The following is an 18,224-nucleotide window of genomic DNA, read 5'->3' on the forward strand; positions in this document are numbered from 1 at the left end:
CCAAAACCCCAAACCCGATGTCCGAAAGTTTCGTAAATTCCCGCGTTTTCACTACCCTGTAACAGGTTTTAGTGCATTTTTAGTCCGTTCTTATACTAAGATCTTAACCAGAAAGCCTGAAAAAATGGTATTCTAGTAGTCCTATCAAAAGTTCCCGTATCAGTCATTGCCCAGGTCGGGCGTTCACAAGACACCTGACCCCGCCATGACCGTCCTGAACTCACACTCTAGCCTGAGGACGAAAATGACAACATCCAAGACCAAGATTGTCTACACCCTGACCGACGAGGCTCCAGCCCTCGCCACACGTTCACTTCTTCCCATCCTTGAAACCTACGCCAAGCCGGCCGGCATCGAATTCGGAACCAGCGACATCTCCCTGGCGGCGCGTATTCTGGCAGGATTCCCGGATTACCTGGAAGAAGACCAGCGGGTTCCCGATGCCCTGGCGGAGCTGGGTGAGTACACCAAAGATCCGGATGCGAACATCATCAAGCTGCCCAACATTTCTGCCTCCATCCCGCAGTTGCGTGCAGCCATCAAGGAACTGAACGAACAGGGGTACAAGGTTCCCGAGTACAAGGAACACCCCGAGACCGACGAAGAGAAAGAAGCCCAGACCCGCTATGCCAAAGTACTCGGCAGTGCCGTTAACCCGGTGCTTCGGGAAGGTAACTCTGACCGTCGTGCACCGCCCGCCGTCAAGGCCTTTGCCCGTAAACACCCCCATTCCATGGGTGAGTGGAGCCCGGCTTCACGCACCCACGTTGCTCACATGCGCGGTGGTGATTTCTACTCCAATGAACAGTCCGTGACTCTGGACAAGGCCACCAACGCCCGCATCGTATTCGAGAACGGCAAGGGCGAACAGACCGTTCTGAAGGCCGACCTGCCGCTGCAGGAAGGCGAAGTGCTGGACGGTATGTTCATGAGCAAGAAGGCGCTGATCAAGTTCTTCGAGGATGCGATTGCAGACTGCGAAAAGACCGGCGTCATGTTCTCCCTGCACGTGAAAGCCACCATGATGAAAATCTCCCACCCGATTGTCTTCGGTCACGCGGTGAAGGTTTTCTACAGGGATCTGTTCGACAAGTACGGTGAACTGTTCGACGAGATTGGCGTCAACCCGAACAACGGGCTCTCCTCGGTTATTGAGAAGATCAAGCAACTGCCGGAATCCAAGCAGGAACAGATTCAGGAAGATCTGCACGCGTGCTATGAGCACCGCCCGGAAATCGCCATGGTGGACTCGGTTAAAGGTATCACCAACCTGCACGTACCGAGTGATGTCATCGTGGATGCTTCTATGCCGGCCATGATCCGCAACTCCGGCAAGATGTGGGCCCGCGATAACAAACTCAAGGACACCAAGGCCGTCATGCCTGAGTCCACCTACGCCACGATTTATCAGGAAGTGATCAACTTCTGTAAGACCCACGGTGCATTTGATCCGACCACTATGGGTACCGTGCCGAATGTGGGCCTGATGGCGCAGAAAGCGGAAGAATACGGCTCCCACGACAAGACCTTCGAAATGAAGGATGACGGTGTAGTGCGAGTGGTTGCGGAAGACGGCACCGTGCTGACCGAGCACAAGGTTGAGAAAGGCGATATCTGGCGTGCCTGTCAGACCAAGGACCTGCCGATCCGCGACTGGGTCAAGCTAGCGGTTAACCGCGCCCGGGCGACCGGAATGCCGGCGGTGTTCTGGCTGGACGACGAGCGTGCCCATGACGCTCAACTGATCGAGAAGGTCCGGACCTACCTGAAGGATCACGACACCGAGGGTCTGGATATCCGCATCATGTCCCCGGTTCGCGCCATCCGCTGGACCATGGAGCGCCTGATTCGAGGTCTGGATACCATTTCCGTCACCGGTAACGTGCTGCGGGATTACCTCACCGACCTGTTCCCGATCCTGGAGCTGGGCACCAGTGCCAAGATGCTGTCCATTGTTCCGCTGCTGAACGGCGGTGGCCTGTACGAAACCGGTGCCGGCGGTTCCGCGCCCAAACACGTGCAGCAGCTGCTGGAGGAAAACCATCTGCGCTGGGATTCACTGGGTGAGTTCCTGGCAATCGCGGTTTCCCTGGATGAACTGGGGGAAAAGCACGGCAACGATCGTGCGCGCCTGCTGGGTCAGACCCTGGACAAGGCCACCGAGCGCCTGTTGGAGAACAACCAGTCTCCCTCCCGCATCACCGGCGAGCTGGACAATCGTGGCTCCCACTTCCACCTGGCCCGTTACTGGGCGGAAGAGCTGTCCCGGCAGGATAGCGACAAGGAACTGAAAGAGTTCTTCGGTAAGCTGTCGAAGCAGCTGGAAGACAACAAGGACAAGATCCTTGAGGAAATGAGTGTGATCCAGGGTCATCCTGCGGACATCGGTGGTTACTACCACCCGCCCGCGGATAAGGTCTGCGCGGTGATGCAGCCGAGCGAAACCCTGAACAGGATCCTGGCCGATGCCCGCGATTCTGTGAAGTGATTTAGCGGAGAGCTAACCGGGATTTCTGACCCGGCATGCTGTGAAAAAGCCGGACAGCCCGTAAGGGTTCTCCGGTTTTTTCATGGTTCGGACGACTAGTCGTCATCCACCGGCTCCTCGTACCCCTTGCCGGTTTCACCAGCGTGGCGGAGCTCGATCAGGGTCAACGGACCATTGGCGCCCGCCTCCCGCAGCACATCCAGTGTGGCTGCTGGTGCGGTGGCGTTGGCAACAGCTAAAAGCAGGGTGCCGCCGATCAGTAGCAGGTCCGTGGCGTTAGTCACCGTTCAGTCCTGATGCAGCGGCGTGAATACACCCCCGGTGAGCTGCGCCAGATCGTGAGGTGCTAGCTCAATTTCCAGGCCCCGGCGACCGGCGCTGACGAAGATGGTGTCGAAACTCCGGGCTGAGTCGTCAATGAAGGTTTTCAGGCGTTTTTTCTGGCCCAGCGGGCTGACGCCGCCGAGGACGTACCCGGTGCTGCGCTGAACATCCTGTTTGTCGGCCATGACCGCTTTTTTCCCTCCAGCCGCTTTGGCAACCAGTTTCATGCTCAGCATGGACGTGACGGGTAAGACACCGACGGCCAGGTCTTTGCCATCAATGGCAACGACGAGGGTTTTGAATACTCTTACCGGGTCCACCCCCATCTTCTCTGCCGCCTCGGTACCGAATGATTCGCTGGCGGGATCATGCTGGTATTCGTGAATACGGTGACGCACTTTCGCTTTTCTTGCAGCGTTGATACCGGGTGTCATAATTTGAGTCGGGCTCCGCTGTTCCGTGAACGGGTGAAATCCTGCAAATCTTCCCATGGCAGTGGTCGCGAGTACCAGAACCCCTGATAACTGGTGCAGCCAAACGATTTGAGCATGTCGAACTGTTCCTCGGTTTCCACGCCCTCGGCGACAACATCCATACCAAGTTCATGGGCCATGGACAGAGTGCCCCGGGTAATCGCGGCATCCCGTTGACTGGACGTTATGCCGTTGGTGAAGGTGCGATCGATCTTGATCTTGTCGACCGACATATCCCGCATGTAGCTCAGGCTGGAGAAGCCTGTGCCGAAGTCATCTATCGCCACCAGTACACCAAGGTTCTGTAGTTCCCGGAGTTGTTTGATCGTTTCCCGGGGGTCATCCAGAAAAACGTTTTCGGTGATCTCGACACACAGTTGTCCTGCCTGAACCTGATGCCTGTCGAGAAGATGAGTTAATCGTTCAACCAAACGATGACGATGGAACTGCAACGGTGACAGGTTAATGGATATAGTGGGCACGCCCATTTCGGCCAGTCTCGCCACCATGGTCGCGGCTTCCTCCATAACCCATTCGCTGATAGGGATAATCTGCCCCGTGCGTTCCGCCAGCGGGATGAATTCAGCGGGTGAAATATAGCCACGGGTGGGATGTTTCCAGCGGATCAACGCTTCCACACCGGTTATGTTGAGATCGTTGCCGAATATCGGCTGATAGAACAGCTGAAACTGGTGGTGGGTCAGCGCCTGCTGAAGCTGCTGCCGTAGCGACACTTCGTGCTGGGCATGCTTGTTCAGGCTGTCGTTGAACCATTGCCAGGTATTACCGCCCAGTTTCTTGGCCTGGTACATGGCCATGTCCGCCCGCTGGATGAGTAACATGGCATTTCGCAGGGGCTCTTTGCTGGCCGCAATGCCGATGGCCGCGGACAGGGTCACTTCCACGCTGTCATGGTGGAAGGGTCGCACGAACTGGGCAAGGATACGCTCTGCGACCTGATCGACGTCCACACCATCGTCCGGCGCCGGTACCAGGGCGACAAATTCATCACCGCCGAAGCGAACCAGCGTCGCCCCTGTTGGCGTCGCATCCGTCAGGCGGCCGGCGGTTTGTTTCAGGATCTGGTCACCAAAATGATGGCCCAGGCTGTCATTGACCGGCTTGAATCCGTCCAGGTCGATAAACATGACATATAGGGATTGCCCCTTGCTGAAGGTCTGTCGGCAGATATCGGCAAGGTGGGCCTCGAGATAGACCCGGTTGGGTAGGCTCGTCAGGGCGTCATGGCTTGCCTGGAAGGCCAGGGTTTCTTCGTGTTGTACCCGGTCACTGATATCGTTTTGTACCCCGATAAAGTGGGTGACCTCCTGCCGGTTATCACGCACCGGAGCGATGTACAGATCGTTCCAGAATGTCGTGCCGTCCTTGCGGTAGTTGAGTATGGAGGTGTGTACTTCGCGGAACTCGGACAAGCTTTGCCGAATATGGCGTATTGCTGATTCTGCGGTTGCGGGTCCCTGAAGGATGTTACAGCTACGCCCCACGATCTCATTCCGTGCGTAGCCGGTTATGTGCTCGAAGGCCGGGTTCACGTAGATCAGGGGAAAACCCTGCTGCCTGGCATCGGCGATGGTGACACCGTTGGCCGAGGCTTCGACTCCACGCTCCAGCAATCTCAGGCGGGCTTCCGTCTGTCTCTGCTCCGTTCGGTCCTTGGCAACGCCGTGAATACCGGTGACCTTGCCGTCGATGACAATGGGCATGTTGGTGATATCCATATCGAGCACATCTCCGGAACGCCGGAATACCTTGATCTCATAGCGCTGGGGAATCCCGGATCTGGCGCCTTCAAAATGCTCGCGAGTACGCTCGATGTCCTCGGGAGGAACCAGCGCCTCGTAATGCTGGCCGAGAATCTCCGCCTCGGTATAGTCAATCAGATCGCTTCCAGCCTGATTGAACTGAATGAACCTGCCTTCAAGATCCAGGGTGAATACGGCATCCGGGTTGTGAGTGAAGAGGGAGCGAAAGTGCTGTTCGTTGTGTTCTCCCAATAGACGTTGCCTGTGATACTCCAGTACCAGGCTGACCATCTGTCGGCTACGTTCGATTAGCTGGAAATGTTGTTGGTTGGGGGTACGACGGCGGCGGAAGTAGATAGCGAAGGTGCCCAACAGTTCTTCTTCGGCTCCCATAATGGGGAAGGACCAGCAAGCCACCAACTTGTTTCGGTCAAACAGATCCGCATACAGGTCGAAGCGTTCGTCCTGTGTCATGTCAGCAACAATGACCGGCTGCCGTTGGTAGGCAGTAGTGCCGCAGGCGCTGGAGCCATCTTCAATGGGTAATCTCTGGAGCGCCGTCTTCAACTCGTCGGAAAAACCGGGAGCGGCACCAACCGACAATGTGGTTTTGTGCTCGTCAGCCAGCATCACGGAACACAGCGCACCGGAGATCTGCTGTTCAATCAGGGAACAGATTTCATTGAGCTTGTTTTCCAGCGGCGCCACGCTCGTTATGGCCTCAATGATGGAATATTGGGCCTCGATTAGCCGCTTGAGTTGTGCCTGCTCCTTACGGTTACGCCACCACAACATCGCGATCGTCTCAGATTTTGTTGTTATCAACTTTAGGTGAGTTTGTCAGGGATTGCACAAACCCGTGCCAGGGATAACCTGTCGTTCAGTTTACCGGTTTCCGGCCGGCTCTCGACTAACTGGCCGAAAATGACTACTTTCAGAAGGTATCAGGCTTCCAGGTGGGCATCAAGGATAGGCCCACAGTTACGCAATTATCAGGACAGCTGCTCATGAGGAATCCCAGGAACCGGTATACACCGCTGCGGCGAACAGTAGGTATCGTGGTGATATACCTGTGTGTGGGATGGCTATGGATCACGTTTTCAGACGCCGTTGCCGAGGCCTGGTTTACCGACATCCGGATGCTGAGCCTTGTTCAGACCTGGAAAGGACTGATCTTTGTGCTGGTCACGGGTGCGGTGTTGTTTGTGGTTTTGCTGATGCAGTTCCGAAAAGACTGCAATCTGATCAAACTGCAACACGATCAGCGTGAGGCGTTACGCAAGCGGGAAAGACAGTTGGCGGTATTGATGGGGAACCTGCCCGGTATGGCCTATCGCTGTCGGCTGGACGAGCACTGGACCATGCTCTTTGTTTCCGAAGGCTGTCAGGAACTGACCGGCTATGCTCCCGACGAACTGGTGGACAACCGGGTCATCAGCTACGGGAGTCTGATTGGTGCTGAATCCAGTGATGTGGTGAATCGTGAAGTGGGAGCCGCAGTGGCGAAGGACGAATCTTTTTCCATTGAATATTCGCTGACGCGCAAGGATGGCCAGACAATCTGGGTCTGGGAACGTGGCCGGGGCGTCGATGAAGATGGCGAGTTGGTGCTTGAGGGTATTGTGCTCGATATCTCCGATCGCAAGGCCCTCGAAGAGGAGCTCTCGGAACTGGCAACCCGCGATCCCCTGACCGGGTTGAATAACCGTCGCGAAATGACGCATTTGCTGGACGAGGAGGTTGCCCGTGCCACTCGTTATAACCGGGAGCTGGCTCTGCTATGGATTGATTTCGACCACTTCAAGGATATCAACGACAGTTTTGGTCATGCGGCCGGCGACGCCGTACTGAAAAATGTCAGCCACCTTCTGCTTGACGGTATCCGTACGGTGGATTCTCTGGGGCGTTTCGGTGGTGAGGAATTTGTGATCCTGTTGCCGGAAATGGGCATTGACGATGCCCAGGAGGCCGCAGAGCGTCTGCGTGAAACGATCAGTAAGATCCCGATACCTCTGGATACCGGTGAAACGGTTTCGCTAACCATCAGTATTGGTGTTTCGGTGTTTCCGTGGCATGGCAGGAGCCCGGACGCGTTATGTGCGGCTGCTGACAAAGCGATGTATCGGGCCAAGCAATCCGGCCGTAACTGCGTGGGTATGGCATCTGAACCTGTTGAGGCCCATAATTCCTGACAGCCGCCGTTGGAAAGACTGACATTCTTGCCACCGCCCTTCGGCCAATGTTCCGGCATTGATCAGCGTTGATCATTAAATCAAAACAGCAATCTGAACCAAGGCGCACTGATGAATCGAATTGCCCGTCGAGCACTGCATACCTGCCAGGTACCCAAGGACCTTTCCGCGATCACCTACACCGATGCAAACGGGGAAAACCCGGATGCGGCCGGCGTGGACCCCCAACTGGTAGAAGACATCTGGCAGAGCGCGGAGCGACTGTACCGTACCGGTGTTCACCCCGGTCTCCAGTTATCGGTGCGCCACCGGGGTGAGCAGATTTTGCATCGTGCCATCGGGCACGCGTCCGGCAACGGTCCCCACGATCCGGCCAGTGCCGTCCGGGTACCCATGACCACGGATACGCCCATCTGCTATTTCTCGGCCTCGAAAGCAGTGACGGCGCTGCTGATGCATATACTTTCGGAGCAGGGGCTGGTGAACCTGATGGACCCGGTCTCCTATTATTGCCCCGAGTTTGCCGCCAATGGTAAGCGAACCATTACCGTGCACCAGATCCTCTCCCATCGCGGCGGGATACCCGCCATTCCCAGGGAAACCCCCATTGATGCACTGTGGGACCGGGACGAAATCTGGAAGATTCTATGCGCTGCCAAGCCGGTGGAAGTCGACGGTTCCAAAGTGGCTTATCACGCCATTACCGGCGGTTTTGTGTTGCAGCGGGTTCTGGAAAAGGTAACCGGAGACACGATTGAGAATTTCCTGGATCGCCACTTGCGCCAACCCATGGGCATGCGCTGGTTCACCTACGGAATTGCAGCGGACAAGGTCCACGATCTGGCCACCAATTATGCCACCGGCCCGACGCCGAGGTTTCCGGTGTCCTGGATTGTGAGCCGGGCTCTGGGCGGTGACATTCAGACCGTTGAGCAAGCGGTCAATGATCCCCGCTTCCAGGAGGCGGTGATTCCTGCGGGGAATCTCTGTGGCACCGCCGAGGAAATGGGGCGTTTCTTCCAGATGATGTTGAACGGCGGCGTGTGGAACGGCAAGCGCATTTGCAGCGAGATGACCATTCGCCGTTCCATCCAGCAGTTCGGCTCCCTGCAGATTGATCGCACCATGATGATTCCCATGCGCTTCAGTGCCGGTATGATGCTGGGGGGAAATCCGTTTGGATTGTGGGGGCAGCAGAGCCGCTATGCGTTTGGTCATATTGGTCTGATCAACAAGCTGTGCTGGGCCGATGCGGGCCGGGATATTTCTGTCAGCCTGCTGAACACCGGCATCCCCATTGTCGGCCACCACCTGCCCGCGCTGGCGAAATTTGTCTATACCGTGTGTGATCGTTTCCCGCTGATTCCTGAAGGCCAGAGGCCGCTGATCGCGGCCTGAAGCAGGTCAGAGCGTCTGTAACTGCTCCTCCAGTATGCCCAGCACTGATGACAGGATGTCGCGGAAATCCGTCAGTGTCTGGGTTCGCTGGATTACGTCTTCGCGGTATTCATCCAGTCGCTCAAGCTTGGGTACCACCCGGCGTATGCCTTCGGTGATGACTTCGTACGGATAGTGATGATCCATAACGCTGAGCTTGTTTATCTCCGCCACTTCCTGACTGAAGATGCTGATGATGTCGTACAGCATGTCCTTGTGTTGAATGTTGCTGGCTTCCCAGTACGCGTCGTCCAGAAGCTCAAGTAACGAGAGGTATTCCCTCAGGGTGTCGGCAACGGAAGTCTGGCTCATGGATGGCGTCCGTCCGGTTAGTGAGTTGCTTGATCGTCCCCGAAACTATAGCAGGAGAATGCTTGTCTGTTTCACAGGAACGTCATCATCTGCCCAGAGGAAATATGAAACTAAATTCATTGTTATTGAGTTCTGTCTGACAGTTGTGCAAAATTCTGGTGTGCGTTACGGAAAACCACCACTCAATGGAAGAGATGTTGATGGACAACAACCTTCACTCTCCGCCCGGCCCGGATGAAAAGCGTGTGGTCAAACTGGACCACCATGACAGCGTCCGCTCCCATGTGCGGGAACAAGTCAGTTCCGAGGTGCAGCGCCTGGAACATCGTATCGAAATGCTTCGTCTTGTCAGGGCGCCCCATGCGGCGATCATGATTTCCGCTTATCAACGGATGCTGGACCGCAAGAAGGGCTTCCTGAAGAACTGGGGGCTGCGGGACGGCGGTCTTTACTGACGGCGTGCGATGGCGATGCTGTTATAGCTGCTGGCTTCCTCACCATTTTGTTGATTGCCACAGTGGGCGGGATTAGCCGTGCGTTCGCCGTTGTCATCCAGTGTTGGTGGCTCGTCCTTTGATGTGAATACCTGAACCCGCTGAGTGTTGTAGTTCAATACCACCCGGATGCAGTCGGGTGTCTCGCCGTTGATGACAATGCCGCTGGCGTGGGTCAGTGTCAGCGTGTCCCGTTGGGTACCAATGAATTCCTGCAGTAACTCCACATTGCCACGGGTACGGCCGGTCAGGCTGGCAGCGGCGAATTCCGGCTGGTTGAATCCGGTCGTTCCGAAGGAGCTTGCGTCGTAGCGACCGCTCCAGGACGCGCTGGCCAACTCCGCCGGGTTGTCCTCACTCTCGGCGGGTTGCCTGGCGACATACTGTGTGGCCCGGAAAATCTTGCCCAGGTTGGGGGTGCTGGTCCAGTCCAGCATGGGGTAGATCCAGGTGCGGTCCGCAGCGGGCGCGCTGTTGTCACTGTCACTCTCGGTGAAACGGATCAGTGCCTCATTGGCCGGCGTGTTGTAGCTCGCGGCTTCGCCCCGGTTGGCACTATCCCGCATGAGCTGGCGGCCTTCATTGAAGTTGTCGACCATCCCGGAGCGAATCACTTCGTTGATCAGGTCCAGAGGATTCCGCACGCTGGTATAGTCGGTGCCATCTTCGGTCGGGGTAGCGCCAAGGAACGGATTCAGGTGCTCACGCAGCGCCTGCGCAATCCCGCCATCATCGCCGTCGGTGGCGGCCTGGATGCCACGGTAGAAATCCCGGAATATGGTGTATTGCAGAACCGGCTCCAGTCCCTTGGCATCGCTGAGTCGAAAGGTCGTCAGAGGCAGGTCTACGTCCGTGGCCGGATTCAGGTAACCGTCGCTACTGGAACTGTCAGGACCACACCCCGACAAACCCAGCGTTATCAAGGCCGTCACGGCGAAAAAGCAGGTTTGTCTCATTTCTGGTCGCCCCAAGGTGCGAAGAGCGTGATTACACGCTAAAGTGACTGTCTGCGAAGCGGGAATGCCCTGCTCCGGCCTGACTGCTGACAATAAACCATAAATCAGGTAGCTACCCTCGCGGAGATCACATTTTGCAGCAACGGCAACACCTGATCCGTCGTTTGATTACAGTGATCACTGTCCTGCTGGCGCTGTGTTTCTCCTCCATTGCCACCGCCAATGAACAGTGCCAGGACGGTGACATTGTACTCTCCAGTGACACCACCAACGTGCGGGACCTGGGAAACTGTGTCTGGTTTCTGGAAGACCCGGATCACACACTCAGCTTCAATGATATTGTCGATGAAGCCGCGCACCCCTTTACCCGCCACGAAGGTGGCGTGCTTAATTTTGGCTACACAGAGTCCGCTTACTGGACCAGGTTTGACCTGCGTGCAAGAGCGGGTGCTGCTGATTCGGACTGGATTCTGGAGTTGGCCTTACCCCTGGTGGATGAGGTGGTGCTGTACGTTGTGCAGGACGGTAAAGTCGTGCAACAGCGCCGTGCCGGCTATGAAGGGGACTGGTCCACCCGCGACCTGGCAGTCCCCAACCCGACGTTCAGGCTGTCGCTGGAGGCTGGTGTCCCTACCCGGATCTACCTGCGCATCACCAATACCAATACGTTCCGCTTACCCATTTCACTCTGGCACCCGGACAGCTACATCGAGAAGGTCTCAGTGGAGGAGGTGGTGCGGGGTATCCTGCTTGGCAGTATTCTCGCCATCCTGGCCTACAATCTGTTCGTTGCCGTGTCGGTCCGCGAGCGGACCAACATCTATTACGTTCTCTATCTGATCTCGGCCACGGTATTTATCGCCACCGAGCAGGTTCATGGCACTCAACTGTTTGACGAGCGACCGGCGTTCCTGAATAAGGAGTACCTGCATTACCTGATTATGATGACCTGGTTCTGGGGCCTGTTGATGGCGCGGTCGCTGCTGGAAACCCGGGAGCGTTCGCCGGACCTGGATCAGGTGATACGGCTTTGCCTGTGTTCGGTTGTTGTCACGTTTGTCCTGTCGCTGTTCCTGCCCTACCACGTTGCCATGGAATGGACCGTGCTGGCATCCATCGTGCTCAGTATCCTGATGATCCTGATCAGTTACCTGTCCTGGCGTTACTACAACCCGGCCGCCCGTTCCTATTTTTTCGCCTGGACCGCTGCGTTGCTGGGTATCGGTATCTATGCTTCGACAGTGGTGGGCCATCTGCCAGTGAATATGTTTACGTTGTATGCCCCGCAAATAGGTCTGACGGCTCAGATTATCCTGTTCTCATTTGCGTTGGCGGATCGTATCAAACAGGTTCAGGGGGAGGCGCTGAGCTGGAGTGAGCGGGCGCTGTCAAACCTGCGTCGCTACCAGTCTCTGTTCGATAACGCGATAGAAGGCGTGTTCCAGATGTCGCTGGATCGGCGATTCGTCACCGCGAATCCGGCGATGGCGACACTGATGGGCTACAACAGCAGTCGTGAACTGCTTGATGATAATCCGGACGTGCTGGATACCTGTTTCGCGGACGCCCGGGTACGCAGACGTGTGGTGGAGCAACTGGAAGCCCGGGGAACGGTGAAGGGCATCGAGGCGCGGTATTACACCCGCGAAGGCAGCGAGCGCTGGGCCACAATCTCCCTGCACACGGTTTACGATAACGATGGTGTGCCGGCGCACCTGGAAGGCACCTGCATTGATGCCACCGAACGCCATCAACGTCAGCGCATCGAACGTGAGCGGGAGCAGGAACGGCTGGAAAAAGAGTTGGCCCGCAACTCTGCGGAGGCCAAGAGTCAGTTCCTTGCCAATATGAGCCATGAGATCCGCACGCCGCTGGCGGCGATCATTGGTTATGGCGAAACCCTGCTCGACACGGATCTGCCCGACCGGGAAAAGCGCAAGAGTGCCGAAACCGTAGTGCGTAGCGGCCGACACCTGCTTGATCTGGTGAACGATATTCTTGACCACTCGAAGATAGATGCCAACAAGCTGGATGTGGATATCGTATCCGTCAACCTGCCGGAGCTGCTGGAGGAGATTCGCGCTTTTTTCGAGCCCCGCGCCCGGGAAAAGGGGTTGGATTTCCGGATTACCTGTGAGTTCCCGCTGCCGGAAACCATTCGTACCGATCCCACGAGGTTTCGCCAGATCATTATCAACTTGTGCGGAAATGCGCTGAAATTCACGGAAAAAGGCACAATTTCCCTGATTATCCGATGCGATCAGCAGCGTGAGCGGCTGATCGCCCGGGTGGTGGACTCGGGCATTGGTATGAAGGCCGAGCAGCTGGACCGTTTGTTTGACCCCTTTGCCCAGGGCAGCGCCGCGATTACACGTCAGTATGGCGGTACCGGCCTGGGGTTGAGTATCTCACGCCGGTTGGCGGAGCTGCTCGGGGGCGACATCACGGTCAGCAGTACCTACGGCGAGGGTAGTCAGTTTGAAGTCTCAATTGCCACCGGAAACCTGGATGATACCCACTTCCTGCGTGCGGCCTCGGAACTCGGCGAGCGGCGGCGGAGCCTGGCCAGGGTTGAGGCGCCACGGTTGGTCGGACGCATTCTGTGCGCGGAAGACAACGACGTCAATCGCCAGCTGGTATCCCTGCTGGTCAGGCGCACCGGAGCTGATATCGTGCACGTCAGTAACGGCGCGGAAGCACTGGAAACGGCAATCCGGGATCCTTTTGACGTTATTCTCATGGATATCCAGATGCCCGTGATGAATGGGCGTGACGCGACTGCGGCTTTGCGGGAAGCCGGGATCAACACCCCGGTTATTGCGCTGACTGCGAATGTCATGGCGGAAGACATCGCGGACTATCTGGCCGCCGGCTGTAACGAACACCTCGCCAAACCGATTGACAAGCAACGCTTCTACGAGGTTCTGGCACGTTACCTGAAAGAGCAGCCCGGGCAATATCGGGGTAAGGTGCTGGTCGCCGAGGATAATGACGACAACCGTCGGCTGGTCGAGCGTATGCTGCGCCGTCTGGGGCTGGAGGTCATTACCGTCACCTGTGGTGACGAGGCGGTGCGCGTGGCCCTGTCGGAGTCCGTCCGACTGGTGCTTATGGATCGGTACATGCCGGGAATGGATGGGGTGGCCGCCACCCGGTTGTTGCGGCAAACCGGGTTTCGGCGACCGATTATTGCGTTTACCGCGGGTGACCAGCAGGAGATTGAGGCGCTGCAGGGCGCCGGTTGTGGTGGCGTCCTGCACAAACCCATCGACATGGAGCATTTGCTGGCGTTGCTGGATCGGACCCTCGGGGGGCGTGGAGAAGAAGATGAAAATTCTCCGCAAACCGGCGAAGATAGTGACATAGACGAACTGGTGGTGCAGTTCCTGTCCGGGCTGGTGGAGCGCCAGCAGCGGATGGCTGCAGCCCTGACAAAGATGGACGCCGGCAGCCTCAAGGTGGAAGCTCACCAGATAAAGGGCACGGCGGGAGCGATGGGCTACCCGAGGATGACGACCCAGGCAGGGGTTCTCGAGGCCTGCCTGAACGGCACTGAGCCGGACTGGCACCGTATACGCAGCGAGCTGGCAAGACTCGATGAGATGATTGCACAGGCTCTGGCGGACCGGAAAGTGCGAACATGATAGCGATTGGGCAAGATTCACCAAAACGGGAAACCGGATGATGAGTGACACTCAACAACGAAACGAACAACACTCCCTGAGCATGATGTACGGGACCTATGCGGATATCCTGTTTGTCCTGTTTCCGTTCCTGGTGATCACCATGCAGCGGCTGTGGGATGGTAATCTGGCAGAGATTCTGATGCGTCCGGATCTGAGCATTGCGGCTGCGATCCTGGCGGGACTGGCGATCGGGAAATTTGTTCTGGGTCTGGTCAGTAACCGGGATCTCGGGCGCTTCAAGGAGCGCATCGTGTTTTTCATTGCGTTGACCCTGTTTGTGGTGCTCGGCCCTGCAATAATCCTGATGCTGAGTATTGTCGGTGATAGTGAAGTACCGGAATTCGTTGCCTTTGTGCAGCCGGTCCTGTTGATCATCGCGATTTCCCTGTATACCACCGCCATCAGTATCAGCAACATCCTGACCCGGGAGGAACCCGGTAACACTGAGGCGGGCGGAGCCGGTGGCCTTAATGATACGGCTACCGCTTCGGCCAGCCATGAACCATTGGCTATTCCGCGCCGTTCTGGCAGTGATACGGTCTGAATCGCCTCCGGGAAGCTAAGGAGAATATCGATGAATGAGCTCAGAGTGTTGGTGGTTGAAGACGAACCGGTCATGCGCGAACGGTTGGTGCAGATGCTGTTCAAGGCCGGTGCAACGATGGTTGAACCTGCGTGGGATGTAGCGAGCGCGCGAGCGGCTTTCGCGGCTGTCGAGTTCCAGATCGTGCTGTTGGATCTGGGGTTGCCGGATGGCAACGGTCATGACCTGATGAAGGAATTCAAGGCATTAAAGGAAAACCAGCATGTGGTTCTGGTGACGGCCGATGACTCCATCGACAGTATCCAGAAAGCCATCAGCGCTGGGGCCAACGGGTATGTGGTAAAGCCCTATTCTCAGGAAAAGATACACGATGTGGTGAACAACTATGCCATCGTTCACGGCGGTGACCTGGCAATGATGCAGGGCCTGGGCCGTCAGCATTGATCGGCCCGGGCCCTGAGTCAGTGGATCACGCCACCTGACGGGCAATCCAGGAGTTGTAGCGGGTTGCCAGTGCCCTCACGTATCGGGCTTCCGCGCCATCCAGGTTGCCAAGGACGCCATTGAAGATCCAGCCCCGCTCGTAAAGTCCAAGCACCCGCTGTTCGTCATCCAGATTGACGCGTTGATTCAGTTTCTTGCAGATGGCATCCAGCAGCGGCAGCTTGTCGGGACGCTTGATCGCTCCCTGACGGGTGCCGGCTGGCTGGTTTGCTGCACGTGTTGTTGGATGTCTTCTCATGATGTTCTCCTTGTCGTTTTGCGGCTGCAAAAACAAAAACCCCGGTGCCTTGGCGCAACCGGGGTCTGGCGGAGAGATTGGCCCGGTCGCTCGAAAGGCTCCCGGGACTGACCGAAAGCCTTTAGCTGTCTTTCACCATAGCGAGTACACACTGGCCGGCGTGGCAGCTCATGCCTGTGTAAGCAATGAAATGTCGGATGATATGTCGCATGGTTTCTCGCTCTTTTCCGGCGGTGCACTGGGCACTGATCAGCCGGGTATTAACGGTTTCGGTACACCGATCAGTGTATAGGCTACCGGCGGGTTTGCAAGAGGCAAAGTGCTTCGGCAAACCCCTACAGACTGACCAGGGAAAACACCCCATAATTTCTATCGTCACGTGTTTTACGTTGTGCAATCCATCCTTGGTGTCGGCCATATTTGTACTGTGGGACACCACTTGGATCTCTCCTTTCGACGCAGCCCCCAGGGCTGCGTTTTTTTTTGATAGTGGTTAATCCGTAGCCACTAGTTCGTACAGAATTCTCCCGCCGTTTTGTCGATAATATGCTTGCTAACTAATCATTCATCTCAACAAATATTCAGAGGTTGAAACCTAGGAAAATGCCTGACAAATCAGGACCTGCCAGAGAAAAGTTTTGTGCTCACGTCTTTGTGGAAATGTTTCTTGTTGCCGTACTTGCGGTGTATCTGATCTTGGCAAAAGGACAGATCGTGGGGGATGATCTCGCGTTTACCGTGGCGGGCGCGGGATTGATGGTTCTGTTTACCTACTGGACCCTGAACACCCTGCGTGATGGTCTGGAAGTAATCGCGGTTCGCCGCTATTCAGACTGATCTGCTCCCAGGTCCTGTGCAGGATCAGGGCGTCATTGGCGGCGCGGTGCACCGGTAGTCCCAATTGAGTGATGACCTCCTGGCGGATTGCGGACCAGTGCCTGACCTGAACCGAATTCAGCAGCATGGATATCGATTCCAACTGAAAGGACGGCTGGATGCCGGCGACCCGGAACAGACGATGCAGCCAGAAACTGTCGAACGTCCAGGCATCGCAGAACACCTGATCCGGAAGCAGCTCGTTGAGGCCATGTGCCACCTCTGGGATCGGAGTTCCCTCGGCGTTCAGGGTCTCCCGGTCAATGCCGTGTATCCGCTCAGCACTTTCAGACCAGTCCTGCCACAGCACATGAGGACGAATCAACCAGCTGTGCAATTGCCCATCAGGCAGGCAGATACCCACTTCAATCGGGTAGCTGGCAATAAGGTCGAGGCTTGATGCCTCGAAATCGATAAATGCTGGCCTGGTCTCGGAGTTCATTTTCTCTGATTTTTTATTGATGCGCTGTGTTTTGAGTTTACCCGCCCCGTTGTCCAGACGCGAACCCATCGTGTCATTCCACTGTTACAATATGCTCATCGAATGTAAAACCCCGATGACAGCCAGGCGGTTGCTGCGGGGATAATTGGGAAACACTGATGTCTGAAACTGTTGTTGTGATCTACTCCGGAGGCATGGACTCGTTCACCTTGCTGCACCTGGCCCGTGCCCGTGGTTACCAGGTGCATGCCCTGTCCTTCGACTATGGCCAGCGTCACGTCCGCGAGCTGGAGTGTGCCCGTCATGTCTGTGAGGACGCGAGTATTCCCCACAAGGTGATCGACATCCGGGCCCTGGGAGAGGTTATGGCCGGGTCGGCCCTGACCGCCGATGTCGATGTGCCGGAGGGGCATTACGAAGAAGAGTCGATGAAGGCGACGGTGGTGCCCAATCGCAATATGATCCTGCTGTCCCTGGCTACCGGTTATGCCGTTACTGCCGGCGCCAGCGCGGTCTGGTATGGGGCTCATGGGGGAGATCACGCCATCTACCCCGACTGTCGCCCGGAGTTCGTGGAGAAAATGGATGCGGTATGCCGGGTGGCAAACTATGAGCCGGTGGCGATCGAGGCGCCGTTCATGGCCATGGACAAAGCGGAGATTCTGGCGGAAGGGCTGAAGCTGGACCTGGACTATCGGCAGACCTGGACCTGCTACAACGGCCGTGACAAGGCGTGCGGCCGCTGTGGCTCCTGTGTGGAGCGTCGTGAAGCCTTTGCCGCCCATGGCCTGGTGGATCCGCTGCCATACGAGGACACTGCCTGATGTACAAGGTCAAGGAAGCGTTTTATACCCTGCAGGGGGAAGGTGCCCAGGCTGGTCGTGCCGCGGTTTTTTGCCGGTTCAGCAAGTGCAACCTGTGGACTGGCCGGGAGAAGGATCGCGCCGGATCTGTCTGTGATTTCTGCGATACAGATTTCGTCGGGACCGATGGCCAGAATGGCGGAACGTTCGACACTGCCGACGCGTTAGCCGACCATATTCGCAGCCTGTGGCCGGATGCGCCCGGACGGCCCTATGTTGTGTGCACCGGGGGGGAGCCCCTGTTGCAACTGGATGCCGACCTGATCACCGCATTCCACCGTCGGGGCCTGGAAGTCGGTGTGGAAAGCAACGGCACCTTGCCGGCGCCGGAGGGCATTGACTGGCTGTGTGTCAGCCCGAAAGCCGATGCGCCCGTGGTTATTGAGCGGTGTGATGAACTGAAACTGGTCTACCCTCAGCCCAAGGCCATGCCTGAACGGTTTCTGCACATTCAGGCGCAGCATTACTTCCTCTCGCCCATGGCCTCCCCATCCGCGCCGGAAACCGGCGTCGATCCTCTAAAGCAAAGCAACACCCGCAAGGCAACCGAATATTGCCTGGCTCATCCCCAGTGGCGGCTGACATTGCAGATGCACAAGATTGTCGGCATCGACTGACGTCGACAGCTCCCT

General features: G+C 56.9%; 16 protein-coding genes. 9 read left to right on the top strand and 7 right to left on the bottom strand.

What is annotated here, in order from left to right:
* Positions 1-244: 244 nt before the first annotated feature.
* Positions 245-2,488 carry an NADP-dependent isocitrate dehydrogenase gene (locus Q0Y21_RS15420; RefSeq protein ID WP_297797402.1) on the top strand — a complete coding sequence of 748 codons (2,244 nt, stop codon included), beginning with the start codon at positions 245-247 and terminating at the stop codon, positions 2,486-2,488.
* A gap of 95 nt (positions 2,489-2,583) precedes the next feature.
* Here the strand turns inward: Q0Y21_RS15420 and Q0Y21_RS15425 are convergent, their stop codons facing one another.
* From Q0Y21_RS15425 to Q0Y21_RS15435, 3 genes are read right to left on the bottom strand one after another with little or no spacing between them, the layout of a single operon-like run.
* On the bottom strand, positions 2,584-2,772 hold the full coding sequence (locus tag Q0Y21_RS15425) for a hypothetical protein (RefSeq protein WP_297797404.1): 189 nt from the start codon (positions 2,770-2,772) through the stop codon (positions 2,584-2,586).
* Between the two features lie 3 nt (positions 2,773-2,775).
* On the bottom strand, positions 2,776-3,246 hold the full coding sequence (gene ybaK, locus Q0Y21_RS15430) for a Cys-tRNA(Pro) deacylase (protein ID WP_297797406.1): 471 nt from the start codon (positions 3,244-3,246) through the stop codon (positions 2,776-2,778).
* Entirely contained in the window at positions 3,243-5,843 is a 2,601-nt protein-coding gene (locus tag Q0Y21_RS15435) for an EAL domain-containing protein (protein WP_297797408.1), read from the bottom strand. The genes ybaK and Q0Y21_RS15435 overlap by 4 nt, the downstream gene beginning before the upstream one ends.
* 212 nt (positions 5,844-6,055) lie before the next feature.
* Here Q0Y21_RS15435 and Q0Y21_RS15440 point away from each other — a divergent pair, with 212 nt between their 5' ends.
* Positions 6,056-7,240 (top strand): sensor domain-containing diguanylate cyclase, encoded by a 1,185-nt coding sequence (locus tag Q0Y21_RS15440; protein WP_297797410.1) that lies wholly within the window; start codon positions 6,056-6,058, stop codon positions 7,238-7,240.
* A 111-nt stretch (positions 7,241-7,351) separates the two neighbouring features.
* On the top strand, positions 7,352-8,638 hold the full coding sequence (locus tag Q0Y21_RS15445) for a serine hydrolase domain-containing protein (protein ID WP_297797412.1): 1,287 nt from the start codon (positions 7,352-7,354) through the stop codon (positions 8,636-8,638).
* A 6-nt stretch (positions 8,639-8,644) separates the two neighbouring features.
* On the opposite strand, the gene Q0Y21_RS15450 is transcribed toward Q0Y21_RS15445, so the two are convergent.
* Positions 8,645-8,989 (bottom strand): hypothetical protein, encoded by a 345-nt coding sequence (locus Q0Y21_RS15450; RefSeq protein ID WP_297797414.1) that lies wholly within the window; start codon positions 8,987-8,989, stop codon positions 8,645-8,647.
* A gap of 200 nt (positions 8,990-9,189) precedes the next feature.
* Between Q0Y21_RS15450 and Q0Y21_RS15455 the strand changes: the two genes are divergently transcribed.
* Positions 9,190-9,444, top strand: coding sequence for a hypothetical protein (locus Q0Y21_RS15455; protein WP_297797416.1), 255 nt, complete (start codon positions 9,190-9,192; stop codon positions 9,442-9,444).
* Here the strand turns inward: Q0Y21_RS15455 and Q0Y21_RS15460 are convergent.
* Positions 9,438-10,439 (bottom strand): hypothetical protein, encoded by a 1,002-nt coding sequence (locus Q0Y21_RS15460; RefSeq protein ID WP_297797418.1) that lies wholly within the window; start codon positions 10,437-10,439, stop codon positions 9,438-9,440. The two genes, Q0Y21_RS15455 and Q0Y21_RS15460, sit on opposite strands and share 7 nt — an antisense overlap.
* A gap of 134 nt (positions 10,440-10,573) precedes the next feature.
* On the opposite strand from Q0Y21_RS15460, the gene Q0Y21_RS15465 reads away from it, so the two are divergent.
* From Q0Y21_RS15465 to Q0Y21_RS15475, 3 genes are read left to right on the top strand one after another with little or no spacing between them, the layout of a single operon-like run.
* Entirely contained in the window at positions 10,574-14,083 is a 3,510-nt protein-coding gene (locus tag Q0Y21_RS15465) for a response regulator (protein ID WP_297797420.1), read from the top strand.
* A gap of 40 nt (positions 14,084-14,123) precedes the next feature.
* Positions 14,124-14,669 (top strand): hypothetical protein, encoded by a 546-nt coding sequence (locus Q0Y21_RS15470; protein WP_297797422.1) that lies wholly within the window; start codon positions 14,124-14,126, stop codon positions 14,667-14,669.
* A gap of 30 nt (positions 14,670-14,699) precedes the next feature.
* The gene (locus tag Q0Y21_RS15475; RefSeq protein ID WP_297797424.1) at positions 14,700-15,113 is read left to right on the top strand and encodes a response regulator; all 414 of its coding nucleotides are present in this window, start codon (positions 14,700-14,702) and stop codon (positions 15,111-15,113) included.
* Positions 15,114-15,138: 25 nt separating this feature from the next.
* On the opposite strand, the gene Q0Y21_RS15480 is transcribed toward Q0Y21_RS15475, so the two are convergent.
* Together Q0Y21_RS15480 and Q0Y21_RS15485 are read right to left on the bottom strand one after the other, a co-directional pair.
* A complete protein-coding gene (locus Q0Y21_RS15480) occupies positions 15,139-15,411 on the bottom strand; it encodes a hypothetical protein (protein ID WP_127329220.1) in 273 nt (90 codons plus the stop codon).
* Positions 15,412-16,177: 766 nt separating this feature from the next.
* Complete coding sequence (locus Q0Y21_RS15485; protein ID WP_297797827.1) at positions 16,178-16,729, bottom strand: hypothetical protein; 552 nt, start codon at positions 16,727-16,729, stop codon at positions 16,178-16,180.
* A 158-nt stretch (positions 16,730-16,887) separates the two neighbouring features.
* Here Q0Y21_RS15485 and queC point away from each other — a divergent pair, with 158 nt between their 5' ends.
* Both queC and queE read left to right on the top strand, forming a co-directional pair.
* A complete protein-coding gene (queC, locus tag Q0Y21_RS15490) occupies positions 16,888-17,553 on the top strand; it encodes a 7-cyano-7-deazaguanine synthase QueC (RefSeq protein WP_297797426.1) in 666 nt (221 codons plus the stop codon).
* Positions 17,553-18,209, top strand: coding sequence for a 7-carboxy-7-deazaguanine synthase (gene queE, locus Q0Y21_RS15495; protein WP_297797428.1), 657 nt, complete (start codon positions 17,553-17,555; stop codon positions 18,207-18,209). Before queC ends, queE begins: the two co-directional genes overlap by 1 nt.
* Positions 18,210-18,224 lie beyond the last annotated feature (15 nt).

This window comes from uncultured Marinobacter sp. (assembly GCF_947259545.1).
Classification (GTDB): Bacteria; Pseudomonadota; Gammaproteobacteria; order Pseudomonadales; family Oleiphilaceae; genus Marinobacter.